This is a genomic window from Corynebacterium sp. HMSC056F09 (assembly GCF_001815785.1).
GTDB classification, from domain to species: domain Bacteria; phylum Actinomycetota; class Actinomycetes; order Mycobacteriales; family Mycobacteriaceae; genus Corynebacterium; species Corynebacterium hiratae.
Genome location: NZ_KV821915.1, coordinates 36,975 through 54,982, shown reverse-complemented (window position 1 = coordinate 54,982; position 18,008 = coordinate 36,975). Strand labels below are relative to the sequence as shown.

Genomic DNA, 18,008 nt, shown 5'->3' with positions numbered 1-18,008 from the left:
AGGACAAGAAGCAGATGCCTTGGTTGCTGGAGACTGTCATCGTGGTGGTCTGTGTGCTCGCGGTCGTTGGAGTTTTCCAGAACTTCGTGGGCCGGCAGTATGTCATCCCGTCCGGCTCCATGGAGCCGACACTGCACGGCTGCGAAGGGTGTAACAACGACCGTATCTTCACCGAGAAGGTTTCCTATTACGGCGACAAGAGCCCGGAGCCTGGTGATGTCGTGGTCTTTAAGGGGACCCCGGACTGGGACAGCAATTGGGTGTCGCCACGCTCCGATAACCCGGTGATCCACCGTATCCAGGATGCCCTGAGCTACGTGTCGCTCACCCCGCCCGACGAGAACACCTTGGTAAAGCGCGTCATTGCCACCGGTGGCCAGACGGTGTCCTGCCAGGAGGGGGATCCGGCAGTCATGGTGGATGGCAAGCCTATTGAGCAGGATTATGTGCAGGATCCGCCAACCTATCGCGTTGATGAGACCACCGGTTCCTACGCCTGCGGCGGCGCGTATTTTGGCCCCGTGACCGTGCCTGAGGGAAATATCTGGGTAATGGGAGATAACCGCACGGCCTCCGCGGACTCGCGTTATCACATGCAGGACGAGTACCAAGGAACTATCCCGCTGGAGAACGTTCGCGGCAAGGTGATGTTCATCTTCTTCCCCTTCAACCGCATCGGTGGAGTCGATGACCCGGACATCCAGTCTTAGAATTCGCGATGTCTTATGGGCGCTGGCAGTTACCTTCGTGGCGCTGGCGCTGATTCAGGCCTTCGTGGGCAGGATGTACCTCATCCCGTCCTCCTCCATGGAACCCACACTGCATGGCTGCCCGGGATGTACGAATGACCGCATCGCCGTGCAGAAGGTGAGCTATTACTTCAACGACCCGCGTCCTGGGGAGGTCGTGGTCTTTTCCGGGCCAGACTCGTGGAACACGTCTTTTGAGGTGAAGCGTTCCCGCAACGTGCTCCTGCGCGGCATACAAAACCTTGGTGCCGCCGTGGGGCTCGTTCCCAACGGCGACAACATCTTGGTCAAGCGAGTCATCGCCACCGGCGGGCAGACCGTGTCATGCCAGGAGGGGGATCCAGCCGTGATGGTGGATGGCAAGCCCACCAACCAGGACTTCGTTCTGAATCCGCCGGAGATACCTGTTGATGAACGCGTGGGCTCGCAGGCCTGCGGTGGCGCCTACTTTGGTCCCGTCACGGTCCCGGAGGGTCACCTGTGGGTCATGGGCGATAACCGCACAAACTCGCTGGATTCGCGCGCGCACCTCGGAGACAAACTGCAGGGCACCGTACCCGTGGAGAACGTTCGCGGGAAGGTTGCCGCCGTGGTGATGCCGTTCAGCCGCGCCCAGACTATCGATGCTCAACCGGTGTAAACGCTATGCGCCGTCTCAAACAGAAGAGAACCTATGAGGTTGCGCTCTCCAAGGCGGGGCTGGGGCCTGTCGCGGGGGTGGATGAAGCCGGGCGTGGGGCCTGCTGCGGGCCGGTGACGATTGCCGCGTGCATTTTGCCCGATCGCATCATTCCCGGTTTGGAGCGGCTCGATGACTCGAAGAAGCTCACGCCGGCGGCCAGGGAGAAGCTGGAGCCGCTGATCAAACGTCGCGCGCTGGCGTGGTCGGTGGTGCACGTGGGAGCAAAGGACATCGATGCCTTTGGCATCCAGCACGCCAACCTGTCGGGGATGCGCCGCGCGGTGGCACAGCTTAAGGTCCGACCGGGCTATGTGCTGAGCGACGCCCTCTTTGTCCCCGGCCTGCCTACCCCGCAACTGCCGATCATCGGCGGCGATACTGCCGCACGCTGCATCGCTGCGGCAAGCGTTGTGGCCAAGGTGTCTCGTGATCGCTTGATGGATGAGCTCGCGCAGCGCTACCCGGGCTATGCCTTGGAATCGCATAAGGGGTATGGCACCGCCGCACACCAAGAGGCCATCGTGCAGTTGGGAGCGACGCCGGAGCACCGCATGAGTTATCGCAACGTTGCTGGGGCTCATGCGCAATTCCTCGCGCGCGCCTGAAGCCTGAGGCGGGGTGCGGGAACTAAGCTGGTGCTCAATCTGTGACACCGTGATCCCGGTTGATTGTGAGCGAAGGAGAAGCACACCGTGAGCGCTGAGGAACTCGATAACTACGAGGCTGAAGTCGAGCTGTCGCTGTACCGCGAATACCGCGATGTAGTCAGCCAATTCTCCTATGTGGTGGAAACCGAACGCAGGTTTTACCTGGCCAATGCGGTCGAGCTCATTCCGCATACGTCTGGACCGGACGTCTATTACGAGGTCCGCATGTCCGATGCATGGGTATGGGATATGTACCGCTCGGCGCGCTTTGTGCGCTACGTCCGTGTGATCACTTACAAGGACGTCAACATTGAAGAGCTGGACAAGCCGGACTTTGTCCTCCCAGAGTAAAGCTCATGTGCGGGGTGCGGGTGCCAATAAAGTGGTGAGCCCGGACTAGTTATCCACAGATTTGGTGGGGGGAGGCTCAAAGCTCTCGCCAGGGGGATACCGAGTGAGGTGTTCTGGAAGTGCCGTAAGGGGGTGTGCGGCACAGGAATTGTCTTGTGTCGTGCTTGCGGCGTGTTGTGTACACGTTCAATTCCAAGGAGCACCATAATGACAAAAAATCTAGCGACTTCCGTGCATTCACCGAGCGTGGGGCAGACCATCCGCCCTGCGGATGCACTGGGGAAAGCGGGGGAGAAGTTCGCCGCTGACTTTTACCGAGCGCGCGGGGCTCAGGTGATAGCCGCGAACGTCCACTACCGTGTGGGCGAGCTCGACCTCGTTGTGCGCGAGCCTGATGGAACCATCGTCTTCTGTGAAGTTAAAACCCGGGCAACCCGCAACTTTGGCGTCGCTGAAGCGGTAACACCGCGCAAGCTGAAGCGCCTTCGCAAGGCTGCCGCGCAGTGGCTGAGCGCAAGGCGGAGTACTACCCAGCCCTTAAGCAAGGTTCGCTTTGATGTACTCGGGCTCGTGTCCACAGGGGCTGAGAAGGGGGAAACCTTCGACGTGGAGTATTTCCAGGGAGTTGACCATGGCTCTCGGTAGGTGCGACACGATTGCGCTAGATGGCGTGCTGGCCAGGGTGGTCACCGTGGAAGCCAACGTGGGTCCCGGGCTGCCCGGTGTCCATGTGGTGGGACTGGGTGATGCCGCGATTTCGGAGTCGCGGGATCGCATCCGGACCGCGGTGAGCAACTCGCACCTACCGTGGCCGAAAACAAAGGTCGTGGTGTCCATGTCACCAGCATCGTTGCCCAAGGCCGGCGCACATTTCGATCTCCCCATGGCGCTGGCTATCTTAGCGGCAGGCCAGAGCGAGAAAAGTCGGCTCAGCGGGGCGCTCGTGCTCGGCGAGTTGGGACTGGACGGGCAGGTTCGCCCGGTCTCCGGCATCATCCCGGCGATTCTGGCGGCGCGCTCGCAAGGCTATGACACGCTGATCATTCCGGTTGGTAATGCGGCGGAAGCAGCATTGGTTCCCGGCATGCGAGTGCTGGTTGCCGAAACCCTCTGGGATGCTTTCGCTTGGGTATGCGGGAGTGATTGCCTGCCGGACGCGCAGCTGATCACGCACGCTGCGGCGCCCGCGCGCGAACAAGTTGCAGACTTCAGCGAAGTAGCCGGACAGCGGGAAGCCAAGTGGGCAGCAGAGGTTGCCGCGGCTGGCGGCCATCACGTGATGATGGTGGGGCCACCTGGTTCCGGCAAATCAATGATTGCTTCGCGTTTGCCGGGCATCCTTCCGCGCTTGACCACGGAAGAAGCGGTGGAGGCTACCGCGATCCACTCGGTGGCGGGAGCCGTTGGCACCGCGATTTCCCGGGTCCCTTTCATCGCGCCGCACGCTTCGGTCACGAGGGCCGCGCTGATTGGCGGTGGATCGGGGCGCCCGCGGCCAGGTGCGGTGAGTCTGGCGCACCATGGAGTGCTTTTTCTCGACGAGGTCAGCGAGGTTCCGGCGCAAGTACTGGATAGCTTGCGCGCACCGCTGGAAGAAGGACAGGTGCGCCTGACTCGGGCTAGCCGCGAGGTAATTTTTCCCGCCCGCTTTCAACTGGTGTTGGCTGCGAACCCGTGCCGCTGTGGCGCTGAGGAACCGTCACGCTGCGAATGCCGGGCAGCAGACAGGATGAACTACCTATCCAACCTTTCGGGCCCATTGCGCGACCGCCTCGACATCATTGTGTCTTTGTCTGGGCAATCCGCGGTACTGCACCCAGAAGGGGAGGAAACCTCCGCAGACATTGCTCAACGTGTGTCCGCTGCCAGGGAACGGATGAAGGCGCGCTGGGAGGCCGATGGGCTGGGAAGCGTAGTCAATGGCGCCGTGTCCGCCTCCTACTTGCGACGTCATCGCCCAGCAGCGGAGTCGGCCATGATTATGCTTGCTGCCTACTTGGCTGAAGGGGAGCTCAGCCAGCGTGGGGTGGATCGTGTGCTGCGCTTGGCGTGGACGTTGGCGGACCTCGATGGAACCGCCCGTCCTGAGCTTGACCACGTCAGCCGCGCACTCGATCTCCGTGGCGCTGACACGATCGAAAGGCTGGCCGCATGAGCGAACTCAACGTGTCGACCAGCCGTCACACCTGGGCCTACCTCAACCGCGTGGTGGAAGGACCCTCACCAACCCTCCACGGTCTGCTGACCCAATACCCGGCTGAGGAGATAGCGCGAGGAATCTATAAGGGAGAGGACTGGATCGGACCCCTGCGGCAGGCTACGGCATCGCGGCGGGACTGGCTACGACAAGACGAAGACCTCGCCGCCGCAGAGGCGGTCGGAGCCCGGCTCATCACACTCGATGACGCGGAGTGGCCCGGGGAGGAATTTGCCCGTGCCTTTGGGTTCTACCACCAGGGGCTCGTCGATGCCCCGGCGACGTTTGATGACCAAGCAGTCCCGCCCCACAGCCTCTGGGTTCGCGGCGGGAACCTGCGCGAAGCGGTAGCCCAATCCGTTGCCCTGGTGGGCACGCGCGCCGTGAGCCGGTACGGCTGGGAGGTGGGCTCACTTCTGGCTGGTGGCCTCGCAGCGCACCAATGGACCGTGGTGTCCGGTGGGGCAGTGGGGGTTGATACAGCGGTGCACGAGGCAGCTCTCGACGCAGGTGGGCAGACCGTCGCGGTAGCAGCCTGCGGTATCGACATTTCCTACCCGGCGCGCAATGCGCGTCTCTTTGACAGGATCGCCGGGAATGGGTGCATCGTGTCCGAGTTCGCGCCGGGCACACGGCCACAGCGCTTCCGCTTCTTGTCCCGCAACCGCCTCGTGGCGGCGATGACCAGCGGCACCGTGGTGGTGGAAGCCGGGTTTCGTTCTGGCGCGTTGAACACGCTGAACTGGGCGGAGGCTCTGGGCCGGGTTGCCATGGCGGTGCCGGGCCCAGTCACGACGTCTGGGTCCTTGGGGTGCCACCAACGCATCCAGGATGGGCGAGCGCAACTGGTGGCCTCAGTCGACGAAATACGTGGACTCGTGGGCAAAGTCGGGGAAGTGGACGCTGCGGGTCAGTATGAACTTGAGTTCCAGCCAACCCCGGTGCAGCGCTTGTCCCGCAACGAGCTCAAAGTGTATGACTCCACTCCGCCGGAAAGTGCGGAGGAGGGAGCGAGTGCGGAGGATATCGCGGCTGCTGCGGGAATGCGGGTGGCGCTGACCATCCACCTGCTCGTGGCGATGCAAAAGATGGGGGTGATAACGCGCTCGGGCGCGATGTGGCAGCGCACCTGAGTACACTCATGTGACATGAGTGGAGCAAGTGGTAACGCCGAACGGCGCGTGGGCGGCCAGCTGGAGGAAGCGATCGAGGACTTTGCGGATTACCAGCGCATCGTTCGCGGCCGCTCCGAGGCGACTGTCCGTGGTTACTGCTCAGACCTGCGCCTGCTGGCTGCCGACGTCCCGAGTTTCTCGTCATTTACTCTGAGCGCCCTTCGCGCATGGCTGGCGGGTGCCGTCGATGAGGGAAAATCTCGCTCCACGCTGGCGCGGCGTACCGCGGCGGTGCGCGCCTTTTCCACGTGGGCTGCGCGCGAGGGGCACCTCGAGACTGATGTCGCCCAGCGCCTGGCTACGCCCAAGGTGGGCAAGCATCTGCCCACTGTGATGTCGCCCGCTGCCGCCGGGGAACTGATGGGCAATGCGGTCTCCGCCGATGAGATCCATTTCCTGCGTGATAGCGCCATGCTCGAGTTTCTCTATGCCACCGGCGCGCGCGTAGCCGAATTGGTGAGCTTGGACATCGGGGATGTGGATCTTTCCCGCCGCACCGCGCGCGTGACTGGTAAGGGCAATAAGCAGCGCGTCGTTCCCTTCGGGGACGCGGCCCACGACGCGCTGCGCGCCTGGCTGAAGACGGGGCGCCCCGAGCTCGCCGGTGAAACGGAAGCGGTCTTCGTGGGCACGCGCGGACGCCGAATCGATGCGCGCCAGGTCCGCCGCGTCGTCGAACGCGCCGCACAAGTCACGGGCGCGCCGGGGCTCACCCCGCACGGCCTACGCCACTCCGCGGCTACGCATCTGCTCGAGGGCGGGGCCGATTTACGCATCGTGCAAGAGTTGCTCGGCCATTCTTCTCTGCAGACCACGCAGGTCTATACGCACGTTTCTGCCCAGCGCCTTAAGGACGTCTACGCTCGCTCCCACCCGCGGGCTTGAGTCGAATGACGGGCTCGCCGAGGAGATCCAGCGGGTTGATGTAGTCCTCGCGACCTTTAATTGCGCCCCAATGGAGTCCCGGATAGCCATCCACGGACGGCGCGAGCGTGCCGATCACGTCTCCTTCCTGCACTCGGTCACCTTTCTTAACCCGCGCGAACACTGGTTGATAAGTGGTGCGTAGGCCGTTGCCATGAGCAATCGAAAGGGCTGGCTTACCCGCTATGGAGCCTGCGAAGTACACAACGCCGTCGCCAGCGGCACGCACCTTACCGCCGACAGGTAGATCCAGATCGACACCGCGGTGCCCGGCCATCCACCGCTTCTCAGGAGGTTCGAAGCCACGCAAGACACGCGAAGCAACCGGCTCCCCAGTGGTGGGGTCGACGAAGGCGGCGGCGAGGGGGACGTCGGCAAGCGCGGCCCAAACGCATAGCAGGGCAGATAAACAAAGTAGACGGTGACGCATGACCTCAAGCCTGCGCGTGAGCGCGGCTCGAGGGAAGGGGCTGCGCTCCGCCTGTGGATAAACTGGTGCTGAAGAAACTCATGGTGCGCTAGGGAAAAGTTTGTTAAGTCTGTCAACAATCCAGCGGAGGTGATTCGGTCGCGCCGTTTGGAATCACCGTGTGTGCAGTACTAAGCTAGCCCACAGCAGTCTGTGCTCGGCACCGAGTGGTTACCACATGGACTGACTACGCGCGGCGAAGTAGTCGCTTCCTGGGTTAAGGAAGAGACAGTCCGTGGTTGACGTGGTCCCCAGGATAATGGGGTGTTAACCAGGGCCTTCGTTGCTAGGGTGCGGAATAAAACACCGCACAATTTTTGCAAAACCGAAACAACGTATAGAAAGCGAGCGAATCATGGCAGTTGTAACCATGCGCGAGCTCCTCGACGCTGGTGTCCACTTCGGTCACCAGACCCGTCGCTGGAACCCGAAGATGAAGCGCTTCATCTTCACCGACCGTAACGGCATCTACATCATCGACCTGCAGCAGACGCTGACCTACATCGATGAGGCCTTCGAGTTCGTGAAGGAGACCGTCGCCCACGGCGGCACCATCCTCTTCGTTGGTACCAAGAAGCAGGCTCAGGAAGCCGTTGCTGAAGAGGCTTCCCGCGTTGGTATGCCCTACGTGAACCACCGCTGGCTTGGTGGTATGCTCACCAACTTCCAGACCGTCTCCAAGCGCCTGAAGCGCATGAAGGAGCTGCAGGCTATGGATGCAGCTGAGGACGGCTACAAGGGCCGCACCAAGAAGGAAGTTCTGATGCTGACCCGCGAGCGCACCAAGCTGGAGCGCGTCTTGGGCGGCATCTCCGATATGACCAAGGCTCCGTCCGCACTGTGGATCGTTGACACCAACAAGGAGCACATCGCGGTCAAGGAAGCCCAGAAGCTTAACATCCCGGTTGTTGCCATCCTGGACACCAACTGCGACCCGGATGAGGTCGACTTCCCGATTCCGGGCAACGACGACGCTATCCGCGCCACCAAGCTGCTCTCCGGCATCATCGCCACCGCTGTGGATGAGGGCAAGAAGGCTCGCGAGGAGCGTCAGCTTGCACAGGCCAAGGAGGCTGCTGGCGACACCGCTGAGAAGGACGCCCGCGACGCCGCTGAGGCTGCCGCTGCGTCTGACCCGGCTTCCGCTGAGAAGTCCGAGGACGCCGAGAAGTCCGCAGAGTAATCTGCATACCTGAAGCCCCCGTACCGCGCGGCCCCTACTGTCCGCGGCGATGGGGGCTTTTCTCACGTGTTTTCCGAAGCTTGCGAAGGCGCGTGACACACCACAGGGGTGAAACACCACGCGGAGGGTTTCCTCCGTTGGGGGAGTGGGAGAAAGCTAACACCCCCTCAACGCGACGTGGTGGTAGCGATTCAGCTACGCTGTTTCAACGAATACCGTTTAAATCCAAGGAGGATCGCTCCAACTATGGCGAACTACACTGCTGCAGACGTAAAGGCATTGCGTGAGGCCACCGGCGCCGGCATGCTCGATTGCAAGAAGGCTCTCGACGAGTCCCAGGGTGACTATGACAAGGCCGTCGAGTACCTGCGCATCAAGGGCGCAAAGAACGTGTCCAAGCGCGCTGAGCGTGAGGCAACTGAGGGCCTGATTGCTGTCTCCGGCAACACGATGGTGGAGATCAACTGCGAGACCGACTTCGTGGCCAAGAACGAGGCTTTCAAGTCCTTCGCTGCCAAGATCGCTGAGGCTGCTGGTGAGGCCAAGGTCAACTCCGGTGAGGAACTCAACAACCTGGAGATTGACGGCAAGAAGGTTTCCGAGGTCGTCGACGAAGAGTCCGCAAAGACCGGCGAGAAGCTGCAGGCCCGCCGTGCCGTCACCATTGAGGGTGACAACGTAGCTGTGTACCTGCACCAGCGTTCCGCTGACCTGCCGCCGGCAGTGGGTGTCCTGGTGTCCTACGAGGGCAACGCAGAAGGCGCTCACGCAGTCGCTCTCCAGATCGCAGCTATGAACGCTGAGTACCTCACCCGCGAGGACGTTCCGGCTGAGATCGTTGAGAAGGAGCGCGAGATCGCTGAGGCCACCACCCGCGAGGAGGGCAAGCCGGAGGCTGCCCTGCCGAAGATTGTGGAAGGCCGCCTGAACGGCTTCTACAAGTCTGTGGTCCTGCTGGAGCAGGCAGCACTGTCTGACTCCAAGAAGACCGTTAAGCAGGTCGCAGACGAGGCTGGCACCACCATTACCGGTTTCGTCCGTTACGAGGTCGGCGTCTAAGCGCTTCTGAAGCTTTCGCAGTCATGGCCGCATGTCGTGCGGCGGCTGCCTTCCGTTCCCTCCTCCACTCCTTTTCCCTACGCCGTGTGGCCAAAGGAAAGAAGTGGGGGAGGGAGTTCGCTGTTTTAGCCTGCCCCTGAGGGTGGGGCTCGCACGCAGCTGAGTATTAGCAAGCGGCTTCCTATGGTTAAGATGGAACAGAATTATTCAAGCGCTTAACTGAAGCGTCGCCATGCGTGAAGGAGACGATGAAGACCGTGACCAACCCTGAACCGAAGCGAACCGGATACAAGCGAGTCATGCTCAAGCTGGGCGGTGAGATGTTCGGCGGTGGCAAGGTCGGCATCGACCCTGATGTGGTAGAAAACGTCGCCCGCCAAATTGCCGAGGTGGCGCAGCAGGGTACCGAAATCGCCGTCGTTATCGGCGGCGGTAACTTCTTCCGCGGCGCCGAACTTTCCCAGCGCGGCATGGACCGCGCGCGCTCCGACTACATGGGCATGCTCGGCACCGTCATGAACTCCCTGGCGCTGCAGGACTTTCTCAAACAGCAGGGCATCGACTGCCGCGTGCAGACCTCCATCAACATGGCCCAGATCGCTGAGCCCTACCTCCCGCTGCGTGCCGACCGCCACTTGGAAAAGGGCCGCGTCGTCATCTTCGGCGCCGGAATGGGCATGCCGTACTTCTCCACCGATACCACTGCGGCGCAGCGAGCCCTAGAGATCGGCGCGGAAGTCCTCTTCTTGGCCAAGGCAGTCGACGGCGTCTATTCGGCCGACCCCCGGACCAACCCGGATGCCGAACTGTATTCCGAAATCACCCCGCGTGAGGTTATTGAGAAGGGTCTGAAGGTGGCCGATGCCACCGCATTCAGCCTCTGTATGGACAACAATATGCCGATTTTGGTCTTCAACCTTCTCACGGAAGGCAATATCAAGCGCGCTGTCAACGGCGAGCAGATCGGCACGCTGGTCCAGTCCTAGTACAAATGGGCTGCGACCTGCTAAATTCTTTCCCAGAACTTTTGACTATTTCAAGGGAGTTGTAACCCTCATGATCGACGAGATCCAGCTCGAAGCTGAAGAGCACATGACCGCTTCGGTAGAGCACACCCGTGAGCAGCTGCTCACCATCCGCACCGGCCGCGCCAACCCGTCCATGTTTAACGGCTTGGTCGCTGAGTACTACGGGGTTCCGACCCCGATTACCCAGATGGCCACCATCTCGGTCCCTGAGCCGCGCATGCTGCTCATCAAGCCTTATGAGCAGTCCGTGATGAATGAGATTGAGAACGCAATTCGCAACTCGGATCTGGGCGTGAACCCGACCAATGATGGTCAGGTACTGCGAGTGACCATCCCGCAGCTGACCGAGGAGCGCCGCCGCGACATGGTCAAGATGGCCAAGAGCAAGGGCGAGGACGGCAAGATTGCTATCCGCAACATCCGCCGCCGTGCCATGGAGCAGCTGAAGAAGCTGCAGAAGGATGGCGACGCGGGTGAGGACGAAGTTATCGCCGCCGAGAAGGAGATGGAAAAGATTACGTCCGGCTACATCGAGCAGGTGGACCAGCTCGTAGCCAACAAGGAAGAAGAGCTCATGGAGGTCTAGCCTCCGCGCTCACAGAGTTTTGACTTGCCGCCGCGCCAGGCACCGACCAGCACGGCGGTCTTTTCTGTGTAGACCTTGACTTACCCCACGATTGAATGAGGAGCACGCGTGAGCACTGAGCACTCGAGCCGAATGCCCAAACCCAAAAACTCCGCGGGTCGAGACATGCCCGCGGCGATTGCCGTTGGTGTTGGTTTGGGTGCGCTCGTTGTCTTTGCGGTGTGGGCTGGACCCCTTGTGTGGTACCTCGTCGTAGCCACAGCGCTGGGCCTAGCCATGTGGGAGGTTCTTACTCGGCTGCGGGAGCACTCCTACTACGTTCCGCGGACGTTGCTCATCGTCCTGGGCCAAGCCATGGTGTGGGTCTCGTGGTTCCTTAATGCCTCCGGCCTCGTCGCGGTTTATGTGGTTGCGGTCTTGGCGCTCATGTTCGGCCGCCTCTTTCACAACGGCAGACACCGCCCCCCGATCAACTATTTGCGCGATATGTCCGTGGGTATTTTCGTTCTCACCTGGATCCCACTTTTTGGCACTTTTGCCGCGATGCTTTCGCGGGTGGAGACCCCCTTCGCCTCGGGGGCGGCGTCGATTGTCGTGTTTATGCTCTGCGTCGTCGCCTCAGACACCGGTGGTTTCATCGCCGGCGTGATGTTTGGATCGCACCCCATGGCCCCCGCGGTGAGCCCCAAGAAGTCGTGGGAGGGCTTTGCCGGCTCGGTAGTTTTCGGCACCCTGACCGGTGCATTGAGTTTCGCGTTCCTGCTGCACCACACTCCATGGGTGGGCGCGCTCATGGGCCTCGGGCTCGTTTTCTGCGCCACCCTCGGTGACTTGGTGGAGTCTCAGTTTAAGCGGGAATTGGGCATCAAGGATATGTCTGCCTTGCTGCCCGGTCACGGCGGCATCATGGACCGCCTGGATGGCATGCTGCCATCCGCGATGGTCACGTGGGTGGCAATGAGCTTCCTGACCACCCTGGCGCCGTAGGTCTTAGCGGCGCGCTTGCTTGCGTACCTGGCGGCGCAACTCGAACATGCGCCAGCCGCCCACCAGGGCCATAATGAGCGCGCCGGCAATGGCGCAGATGAGGTAAGTGACACCGGCGGGGAACTGCACTGACCAGTTAAGGAAGTTCAGCGGTACTTGGTGCTGGTTCTGCAGGATGAAGATGATAAGGACGATGAGCAGCAAGAAGCCCACGATGAGGGCAATCCACGTGCTGGCGGCGAAGGAGCCCTTGACCTTTCCGTCATTTTTATTGTCATAGTCGGTTGCGCGCGGAGCCGGCTCCACCGCACCGCCACCGGAAGTGGTTTCCGCAGACAGGTCGGTCAGCGGCTCGTCGGCCGGAGCGGTGGTGCGGAATTCCTCAGGGGAGTTTTCTGGATTCGTCATGCATCTATTAAATAGGTTGAGATGTCACTTTCGCCACTCCAGCAGAGCCTAGATTGGATAATGTGGCTGAAAACGTGGAAAATGGGCTCTACCATGGCTGAACCACTGAAACTGAATTTCTCCGCTCCGCGCCGCGGGCTACCCCCGAAGCACTTCGCGGACCTGACCGAGGCCGAGCGCATTGAGGCGCTCGCGGAACTTGGCCTGCCTAAGTTCCGGGCAAAGCAGCTGGCCAAGCACTACTACGTCCACCACACCGCCGATGTTTCCGAGATGACGGATATCCCGGCTGCCTCCCGTGAGGCAGTCCAGGAGCGTTTGTTCCCCACGCTCATGCAACCCATCCGGCAGACTTCCACCGACGACGGCGAGACCACCAAGTCCCTGTGGCGTTTGCACGACGGCACGCTGCTGGAGTCCGTGCTCATGCGCTACCCAGGGCGCGCCACCCTGTGTATCTCCTCCCAGGCCGGGTGCGGCATGGCCTGTCCGTTCTGCGCCACCGGCCAGGGCGGGCTGGACCGCAACCTGTCCACCGCGGAAATCGTGGAGCAGTTTAGGCACGCTGCTCGCCTTATGGAAGAGGAAGGCGGGCGCTTAAGCAACGTTGTCTTCATGGGCATGGGCGAGCCGCTGGCCAACTACAAGCGCGTGGTTCATGCGGTGCGCCAGATTACCGGACCTGATCTCAGCGGCTTCGGCCTGTCCCAGCGCAACGTCACTGTATCGACGGTGGGGCTGGCCCCGGCCATCCGCAAGCTCGCGGATGAGGATTTGTCCTGCACCCTCGCAGTGTCCCTGCACACCCCGGACGACGAGCTGCGCGATACTCTCGTGCCTGTCAACAACCGCTGGCCGGTCGAGGAGGTGCTCGACGCCGCCAAGTACTATGCCGATAAGTCTGGCCGCCGCGTCTCCATCGAGTATGCGCTGATCCGCGATAAGAACGATCAGGATTTCCGCGCCGACATGCTGGGCCGGAAGCTCCATGCGGCGCTGGGCTCCAAGGTTCACGTCAACGTCATTCCGCTTAACCCCACGCCGGGTTCCGAGTGGGACGCCGCTCCGAAGGCGCGCCAGGACGAGTTCGTTCGCCGCGTTATCGCGCAGGGCGTGCCGTGCACCGTGCGCGATACCAAGGGCGATGAAATCGCTGCGGCCTGTGGCCAGCTTGCCGCCGACGAGCGCGAGACGGCTTAAGCACCCTGCTTACAGTTTCCTAACAATAATTTTGCTGGAGAACAAAGCATTAATGGTTCTTGATACCGTTAATGCTTATGACTTATCCTTATCGTGCGGACTTAGCCGCTGATCCGCGCACCCAAGCTCTTGCGGTGCGCGACCTGCGCAAGTCCTTTGGTTCTCAGATCGCTGTCAATAGCCTCGACTTGGATGTTCCACGCGGATCCATCTACGGGATAGTGGGGCCCAATGGTGCGGGCAAGACCACGATGCTGACCATGGCCTGTGGTCTCCAGCGTCCCGATTCGGGCTCCAGCTTCATCGCTGGTCACAATGTGTGGGAGGAGCCCATTCCCGCCAAGCGGGCCATGGGTCTGCTCATGGATGGTGCGCCGGTCTTTGACCGCCTCACGGGCGCTGAGTATCTCCACTACCTCGGTGCTTTGCACAAGCTGGAACGCGCCGAGTCGCTGCGCCGTGCGCAGGAGCTTCTCGACGCCCTCTCCCTCTCCGATGCCGCCGACAAACGCATCGCGGATTATTCCGCCGGCATGACCAAAAAGATCCTCTTGGCCGGCGCCGTCCTGCACAACCCGGAGGTGCTCATCCTCGATGAGCCGCTGGAAGCCGTGGATCCGGTCTCCGGGCGCCTCATCCAGCAGATGCTGCGCGCCTATGCTGCGCGTGGCGGCACGGTTATTTTGTCTTCGCACGTCATGGAGCTTGTTGAGGGGCTTTGTGACCACGTTGCCATCATCAACGGCGGCCAAGTCATCACCGCAGGCCACGTTGAGGATGTCCGCCAGGGCCAAAGCCTGAGCGATCTGTTCATCGCGGCCGTTGGGGGACGGGATCTGGACGTCTCGAAGTTTGGGTGGCTGCGCTCCCCGTCGGCAGGTGAGCGCGAATGACGTCCACTCTGTTCAGGCTTCACCGCACCCTGTGGTGGCGCAGTGTCGCCTCCAACCCGTCGACGCTCATCATGGGGCTGATGATGCTTCTCTACGGGGCTATCGGTCTCGTTTCGCTCGCCTTCATGGTGTATTCCGATATCACCACCCCGGGTCACGGTTACCAAGCGCTGACCGTCGGGGTGGCAGGCGGCATGCTCATCTACGTTCTCCTCGCTCTTTTCATGCCGGCGGGGGAGAACCAGTTGAGCCCGACAACCCTGGGAGCTCTTCCTCTGACTCCCCGCGAGGTTCTTCCGGGCCTCTTCCTTTCCAGCTTGTTGACTACCCGCGCCATCATGTCGGTTGTCTTTTCCCTGGTATATGCGATCATCGGCAGCATCTTCCTTATACTGACGGGGCCTGGGTGGGCCGCAGTGCCCTTCGTCGTCGGCATGGTTCTCTCGTGTGCGACGACCATCATCTTCGGCGAATGCCTTGGCCAAGTGGCTTCCGCCATCGCGGATTCCCAGAAATCCCGCACCCAAATCGCGGCGATGGTGGTTATGGGCCTGCTCGTCTTTGGCATGCTGCAGGCGCAGAGCGTCCTGGAGTCTTTGCCGCCTCTTCACGCGGTGGGTGCCGTTAGCGCCTGGACCCCGTTTGGTGCAGGGGTGGGGTGGGCGCTCGCGCTTGCCGACGGCCACTTCCTCACCGCCCTAGCCCAACTGCTCATCGCGGTGGCCAGCCTTGGCCTGTTGGCATGGGGGTGGTCCCGTCAGATAACCGGCCTCATGCGCAATCCGGGAGCGGGTGGTGACGCAGCCAGCGAGGTGACGGGCAAGGGAGTATCCAAGTTGGAGTTGGGCGCGTGGTCTTATTCCAGTCCGGCGGCGATGGAATATACCCGCGCGTTGCGTTATCTCACCCGTGACAAGCGGCAAACAGGCATGCTGTACATGATGCCTCTGTTTGGCGTGGTGACGCTCTATCAGCTGTGGAAGGGCGATGATTTCACCGCCTATTTTATGCTGTGCTTCAGCGCAATCGTGCTCTCTTCGCTCTTGGCTAATGATTATGGCTTCGATGGGCCATCGAATTGGGTCCATATGGTGGCGCCGGTTGCCCCGCGCACCATCCTTCATGCGCGTCACCTCGCACACGTGACTATTCCCTTTATTGGGTTTGTTCTGCTCGCCGTAGTGGCTCTTGTCTTTAGCGAGAACTTCACCTTGGGCTTGTTGAGCACAGCTGTGGCCCTAGGCGTGTTCATCTCCACCGCGGCGGTGGGTTTGGGCCTGACCGTGCTTAACCCTTATCCCTTGTCCGCTCCTGGGCAGAACCGGTGGAATGATAAGTCTGGCTATTCTGCTGGTGCTTTTCTCACTGCGTTCGTCGGCATGCTGTTGGTATGGGTGCCCGCGCTGCCCGGCATCGTGGTTTCTGCCCTCGTTTACGAGCGAGGAGGCTGGCTGCTTTACGTTGCGGTGATGGTTTCGCTACTGGTCCCGGCGCTGGTTTACGCCGTTGTCTGGCGCTTTGCCGGAAACAGAGCGCAGGAGCGAACCCCGGAAATCTACGCGGTGGTCAACCGTTACGTGACCTAGGGGGCGAAAAAGATAAAACAAAGCTCCCTTTTAGCAGGCCATTCGTGAACTGCAGAAAGGGAGCTTTGCGTAAAGCGAAGAAGCGTTAGTTAGCCACCGGCTTGGCAGCGTGGCGGCCTTCGGTCACACCACGAAGGTGGGCAACGCGAGAAGGCTCGATGTTGAGGGCACGTAGCTCATCATCGGTCAGGGAAGCGTAGACGTTGTGAACGGTCTTCTGCTCGTATGCCCAGTCCGGCTCCTCGTGGCCTACCGGCTTGTTGCGGGCGGTCAGGGTGCGCACCTGGGAGAGCTTCGGCTGCAGGGCGTAAATCACCAAACCGAGGGCGATAAGGACTGCCAGGGTGATGAGCCAGATCGTCTCCACGTGGCCCTTGTGGTTACCAAAGTTATAAGCAAGCAGGAACACGACGGACGTCCAACCGGCGATCTGTACGCCCGAGCGGCTGATGCGGGACCAACCGAAACCTGCGGACGGGACGTCATCGGTGGATACGCCGTCGAAAACCTGCGATGCCGGCTTGTGGGAAGACACTTGCTCTCCTTTGCGTGTACATGCAGCTCACCCTGGTTAGAACTTGTTGACTCGAGCGAGCGCACGAAAAATGCCAGTTATTCTGTGTAGTAGTTTAAATGATCCTGCCGACAACCGCGATTAAACACCCCCGCCTTTCGCTATCGGAGCGCCTATGACTCCGGCTAGGGTGAACAGGGTGAGTACCCAACGCATTCTGATTCTCGGCTCTACTGGTTCGATTGGCACCCAGGCTCTGGAAGTTATCGCGGATAATCCGGATAAATTCACAGTCGTGGGTATCGCTGCTGGTGGGTCCAACCCACAGCTCGTCATAGAGCAGGCCCGCGCTCTCAACCTTTCGTTTGACCACGTGGCCGTCGCTAAGCCCGAAGCAGCCCGCACCGTTTCCGAGGCTCTCGGCGGCGCTGTGCTGTCGGGCCCAGACTCCGCAGAACAACTTGTCAAGGCCATCGATGCGGATAAGGTTCTCAACGCGCTTGTTGGATCCATGGGTTTGGCATCCACCATCGCCACTTTGGAGAAGGGCGAGCTGTTGGCGTTGGCGAACAAAGAATCTCTCGTCGCCGGCGGCTCCATCGTCACCCGCTTGGCGGGGGAGGGGCAGATTATTCCGGTGGATTCCGAGCATTCCGCCATGGCGCAATGCTTGCGTGCGGGCAGCGGTGTGGAGCTTGAGCGCCTCGTTCTTACCGCCTCTGGCGGTCCTTTCCGCGGGTGGACCCGCGAGGAGATGTGGGATGTCACCCCGCAGCAAGCAGCGCAGCACCCGACGTGGTCGATGGGGCAGATGAACACCCTGAATTCGGCGACTTTGGTGAATAAGGGCCTTGAGCTCATCGAGGCGACCTTGCTGTTCGACATCCACCCGGACCTTATTGATGTCACCGTTCACCCCCAATCCATCGTGCACTCCATGGCCACCTTCACCGATGGCTGCACGATTGCGCAGTGTTCCCCGCCGTCGATGAAGTTGCCGATCTCGTTGGCGCTGGACTGGCCACACCGAGTACCCGGCGCTCAGCCGGCGTTGGACTTTTCCGCCGCTCATGACTGGCGCTTCGAGCCGCTCGATGACGAAGCCTTCCCAGCCGTTCGCCTTGCCCGCGAGGTGGCCGCTGCCGGCGGCACGCATGCCGCTGTATATAACGCTGCGAACGAGGAGGCAGCGGCTGCTTTCCTGGCGGGCCGCATCCACTTCCCGGAAATTGTTGACGTGGTTAGCCACGTCGTGGGTCAGGCCTCGGAGTTCGCTGGTGTACCCTCTAGCGTCGATGATGTCCTCGCCGTGGAAGGTGAGGCCCGCCGTCGCGCAAATGCGTTGGTGGATTCACTCGCTCGTTAGAAAG

20 protein-coding genes are annotated in these 18,008 nt (G+C 61.3%); 17 read left to right on the top strand and 3 right to left on the bottom strand.

What is annotated here, in order from left to right; all coding sequences use genetic code 11:
* Positions 1 to 14: 14 nt before the first annotated feature.
* From lepB (HMPREF3056_RS04090) to HMPREF3056_RS04055, 8 genes are all read left to right on the top strand, one after another.
* Positions 15 to 710, top strand: coding sequence for a signal peptidase I (gene lepB / locus HMPREF3056_RS04090; RefSeq protein ID WP_158396197.1), 696 nt, complete (start codon positions 15 to 17; stop codon positions 708 to 710).
* Positions 688 to 1,389, top strand: a complete 702-nt coding sequence (gene lepB, locus HMPREF3056_RS04085; protein WP_070754157.1) for a signal peptidase I — start codon at positions 688 to 690, stop codon at positions 1,387 to 1,389. Before lepB (HMPREF3056_RS04090) ends, lepB (HMPREF3056_RS04085) begins: the two co-directional genes overlap by 23 nt.
* Positions 1,390 to 1,394: 5 nt before the next feature.
* On the top strand, positions 1,395 to 2,036 hold the full coding sequence (locus HMPREF3056_RS04080; protein WP_046648047.1) for a ribonuclease HII: 642 nt from the start codon (positions 1,395 to 1,397) through the stop codon (positions 2,034 to 2,036).
* A gap of 87 nt (positions 2,037 to 2,123) precedes the next feature.
* Complete coding sequence (locus HMPREF3056_RS04075) at positions 2,124 to 2,429, top strand: DUF2469 domain-containing protein (RefSeq protein WP_005528899.1); 306 nt, start codon at positions 2,124 to 2,126, stop codon at positions 2,427 to 2,429.
* Between the two features lie 207 nt (positions 2,430 to 2,636).
* Positions 2,637 to 3,074, top strand: a complete 438-nt coding sequence (locus HMPREF3056_RS04070) for a YraN family protein (protein WP_049155384.1) — start codon at positions 2,637 to 2,639, stop codon at positions 3,072 to 3,074.
* On the top strand, positions 3,061 to 4,584 hold the full coding sequence (locus HMPREF3056_RS04065) for a YifB family Mg chelatase-like AAA ATPase (protein WP_070754155.1): 1,524 nt from the start codon (positions 3,061 to 3,063) through the stop codon (positions 4,582 to 4,584). Before HMPREF3056_RS04070 ends, HMPREF3056_RS04065 begins: the two co-directional genes overlap by 14 nt.
* Positions 4,581 to 5,759, top strand: coding sequence for a DNA-processing protein DprA (dprA, locus tag HMPREF3056_RS04060; RefSeq protein ID WP_049155388.1), 1,179 nt, complete (start codon positions 4,581 to 4,583; stop codon positions 5,757 to 5,759). Before HMPREF3056_RS04065 ends, dprA begins: the two co-directional genes overlap by 4 nt.
* 15 nt (positions 5,760 to 5,774) lie before the next feature.
* Positions 5,775 to 6,686, top strand: a complete 912-nt coding sequence (locus HMPREF3056_RS04055; RefSeq protein ID WP_070754153.1) for a tyrosine recombinase XerC — start codon at positions 5,775 to 5,777, stop codon at positions 6,684 to 6,686.
* Here HMPREF3056_RS04055 and HMPREF3056_RS04050 read toward each other — a convergent pair.
* Positions 6,649 to 7,155: a M23 family metallopeptidase gene (locus tag HMPREF3056_RS04050; RefSeq protein ID WP_070515659.1), complete on the bottom strand. Its 507-nt coding sequence runs from the start codon at positions 7,153 to 7,155 to the stop codon at positions 6,649 to 6,651. The two genes, HMPREF3056_RS04055 and HMPREF3056_RS04050, sit on opposite strands and share 38 nt — an antisense overlap.
* A gap of 394 nt (positions 7,156 to 7,549) precedes the next feature.
* Here HMPREF3056_RS04050 and rpsB point away from each other — a divergent pair, with 394 nt between their 5' ends.
* The 5 genes from rpsB (at position 7,550) to HMPREF3056_RS04025 (ending at position 12,037) form a co-directional block, all read left to right on the top strand.
* Positions 7,550 to 8,377 (top strand): 30S ribosomal protein S2, encoded by an 828-nt coding sequence (gene rpsB / locus HMPREF3056_RS04045; RefSeq protein ID WP_010190382.1) that lies wholly within the window; start codon positions 7,550 to 7,552, stop codon positions 8,375 to 8,377.
* A gap of 246 nt (positions 8,378 to 8,623) precedes the next feature.
* Positions 8,624 to 9,436, top strand: a complete 813-nt coding sequence (gene tsf, locus HMPREF3056_RS04040; protein WP_046648053.1) for a translation elongation factor Ts — start codon at positions 8,624 to 8,626, stop codon at positions 9,434 to 9,436.
* A 248-nt stretch (positions 9,437 to 9,684) separates the two neighbouring features.
* On the top strand, positions 9,685 to 10,422 hold the full coding sequence (pyrH, locus tag HMPREF3056_RS04035; protein ID WP_070512635.1) for a UMP kinase: 738 nt from the start codon (positions 9,685 to 9,687) through the stop codon (positions 10,420 to 10,422).
* A 70-nt stretch (positions 10,423 to 10,492) separates the two neighbouring features.
* Positions 10,493 to 11,050 carry a ribosome recycling factor gene (gene frr, locus HMPREF3056_RS04030; protein WP_046648055.1) on the top strand — a complete coding sequence of 186 codons (558 nt, stop codon included), beginning with the start codon at positions 10,493 to 10,495 and terminating at the stop codon, positions 11,048 to 11,050.
* Positions 11,051 to 11,182: 132 nt separating this feature from the next.
* Complete coding sequence (locus HMPREF3056_RS04025; protein WP_175973262.1) at positions 11,183 to 12,037, top strand: phosphatidate cytidylyltransferase; 855 nt, start codon at positions 11,183 to 11,185, stop codon at positions 12,035 to 12,037.
* Positions 12,038 to 12,040: 3 nt separating this feature from the next.
* Here the strand turns inward: HMPREF3056_RS04025 and HMPREF3056_RS04020 are convergent, their stop codons facing one another.
* On the bottom strand, positions 12,041 to 12,445 hold the full coding sequence (locus tag HMPREF3056_RS04020; RefSeq protein WP_046648056.1) for a LapA family protein: 405 nt from the start codon (positions 12,443 to 12,445) through the stop codon (positions 12,041 to 12,043).
* Between the two features lie 93 nt (positions 12,446 to 12,538).
* Between HMPREF3056_RS04020 and rlmN the strand changes: the two genes are divergently transcribed.
* The 3 genes from rlmN (at position 12,539) to HMPREF3056_RS04005 (ending at position 16,124) form a co-directional block, all read left to right on the top strand.
* On the top strand, positions 12,539 to 13,645 hold the full coding sequence (rlmN, locus tag HMPREF3056_RS04015; protein WP_046648137.1) for a dual-specificity RNA methyltransferase RlmN: 1,107 nt from the start codon (positions 12,539 to 12,541) through the stop codon (positions 13,643 to 13,645).
* A 71-nt stretch (positions 13,646 to 13,716) separates the two neighbouring features.
* Positions 13,717 to 14,538 (top strand): ABC transporter ATP-binding protein, encoded by an 822-nt coding sequence (locus HMPREF3056_RS04010; protein ID WP_070754151.1) that lies wholly within the window; start codon positions 13,717 to 13,719, stop codon positions 14,536 to 14,538.
* Entirely contained in the window at positions 14,535 to 16,124 is a 1,590-nt protein-coding gene (locus HMPREF3056_RS04005; protein WP_070754149.1) for an ABC transporter permease, read from the top strand. The genes HMPREF3056_RS04010 and HMPREF3056_RS04005 overlap by 4 nt, the downstream gene beginning before the upstream one ends.
* A gap of 85 nt (positions 16,125 to 16,209) precedes the next feature.
* Here the strand turns inward: HMPREF3056_RS04005 and HMPREF3056_RS04000 are convergent, their stop codons facing one another.
* Positions 16,210 to 16,659 carry a DUF2631 domain-containing protein gene (locus tag HMPREF3056_RS04000; protein ID WP_046648059.1) on the bottom strand — a complete coding sequence of 150 codons (450 nt, stop codon included), beginning with the start codon at positions 16,657 to 16,659 and terminating at the stop codon, positions 16,210 to 16,212.
* 154 nt (positions 16,660 to 16,813) lie between these two features.
* On the opposite strand from HMPREF3056_RS04000, the gene dxr reads away from it, so the two are divergent.
* Complete coding sequence (dxr, locus tag HMPREF3056_RS03995; RefSeq protein ID WP_070512646.1) at positions 16,814 to 18,004, top strand: 1-deoxy-D-xylulose-5-phosphate reductoisomerase; 1,191 nt, start codon at positions 16,814 to 16,816, stop codon at positions 18,002 to 18,004.
* The last annotated feature ends 4 nt before the right edge of the window (positions 18,005 to 18,008 follow it).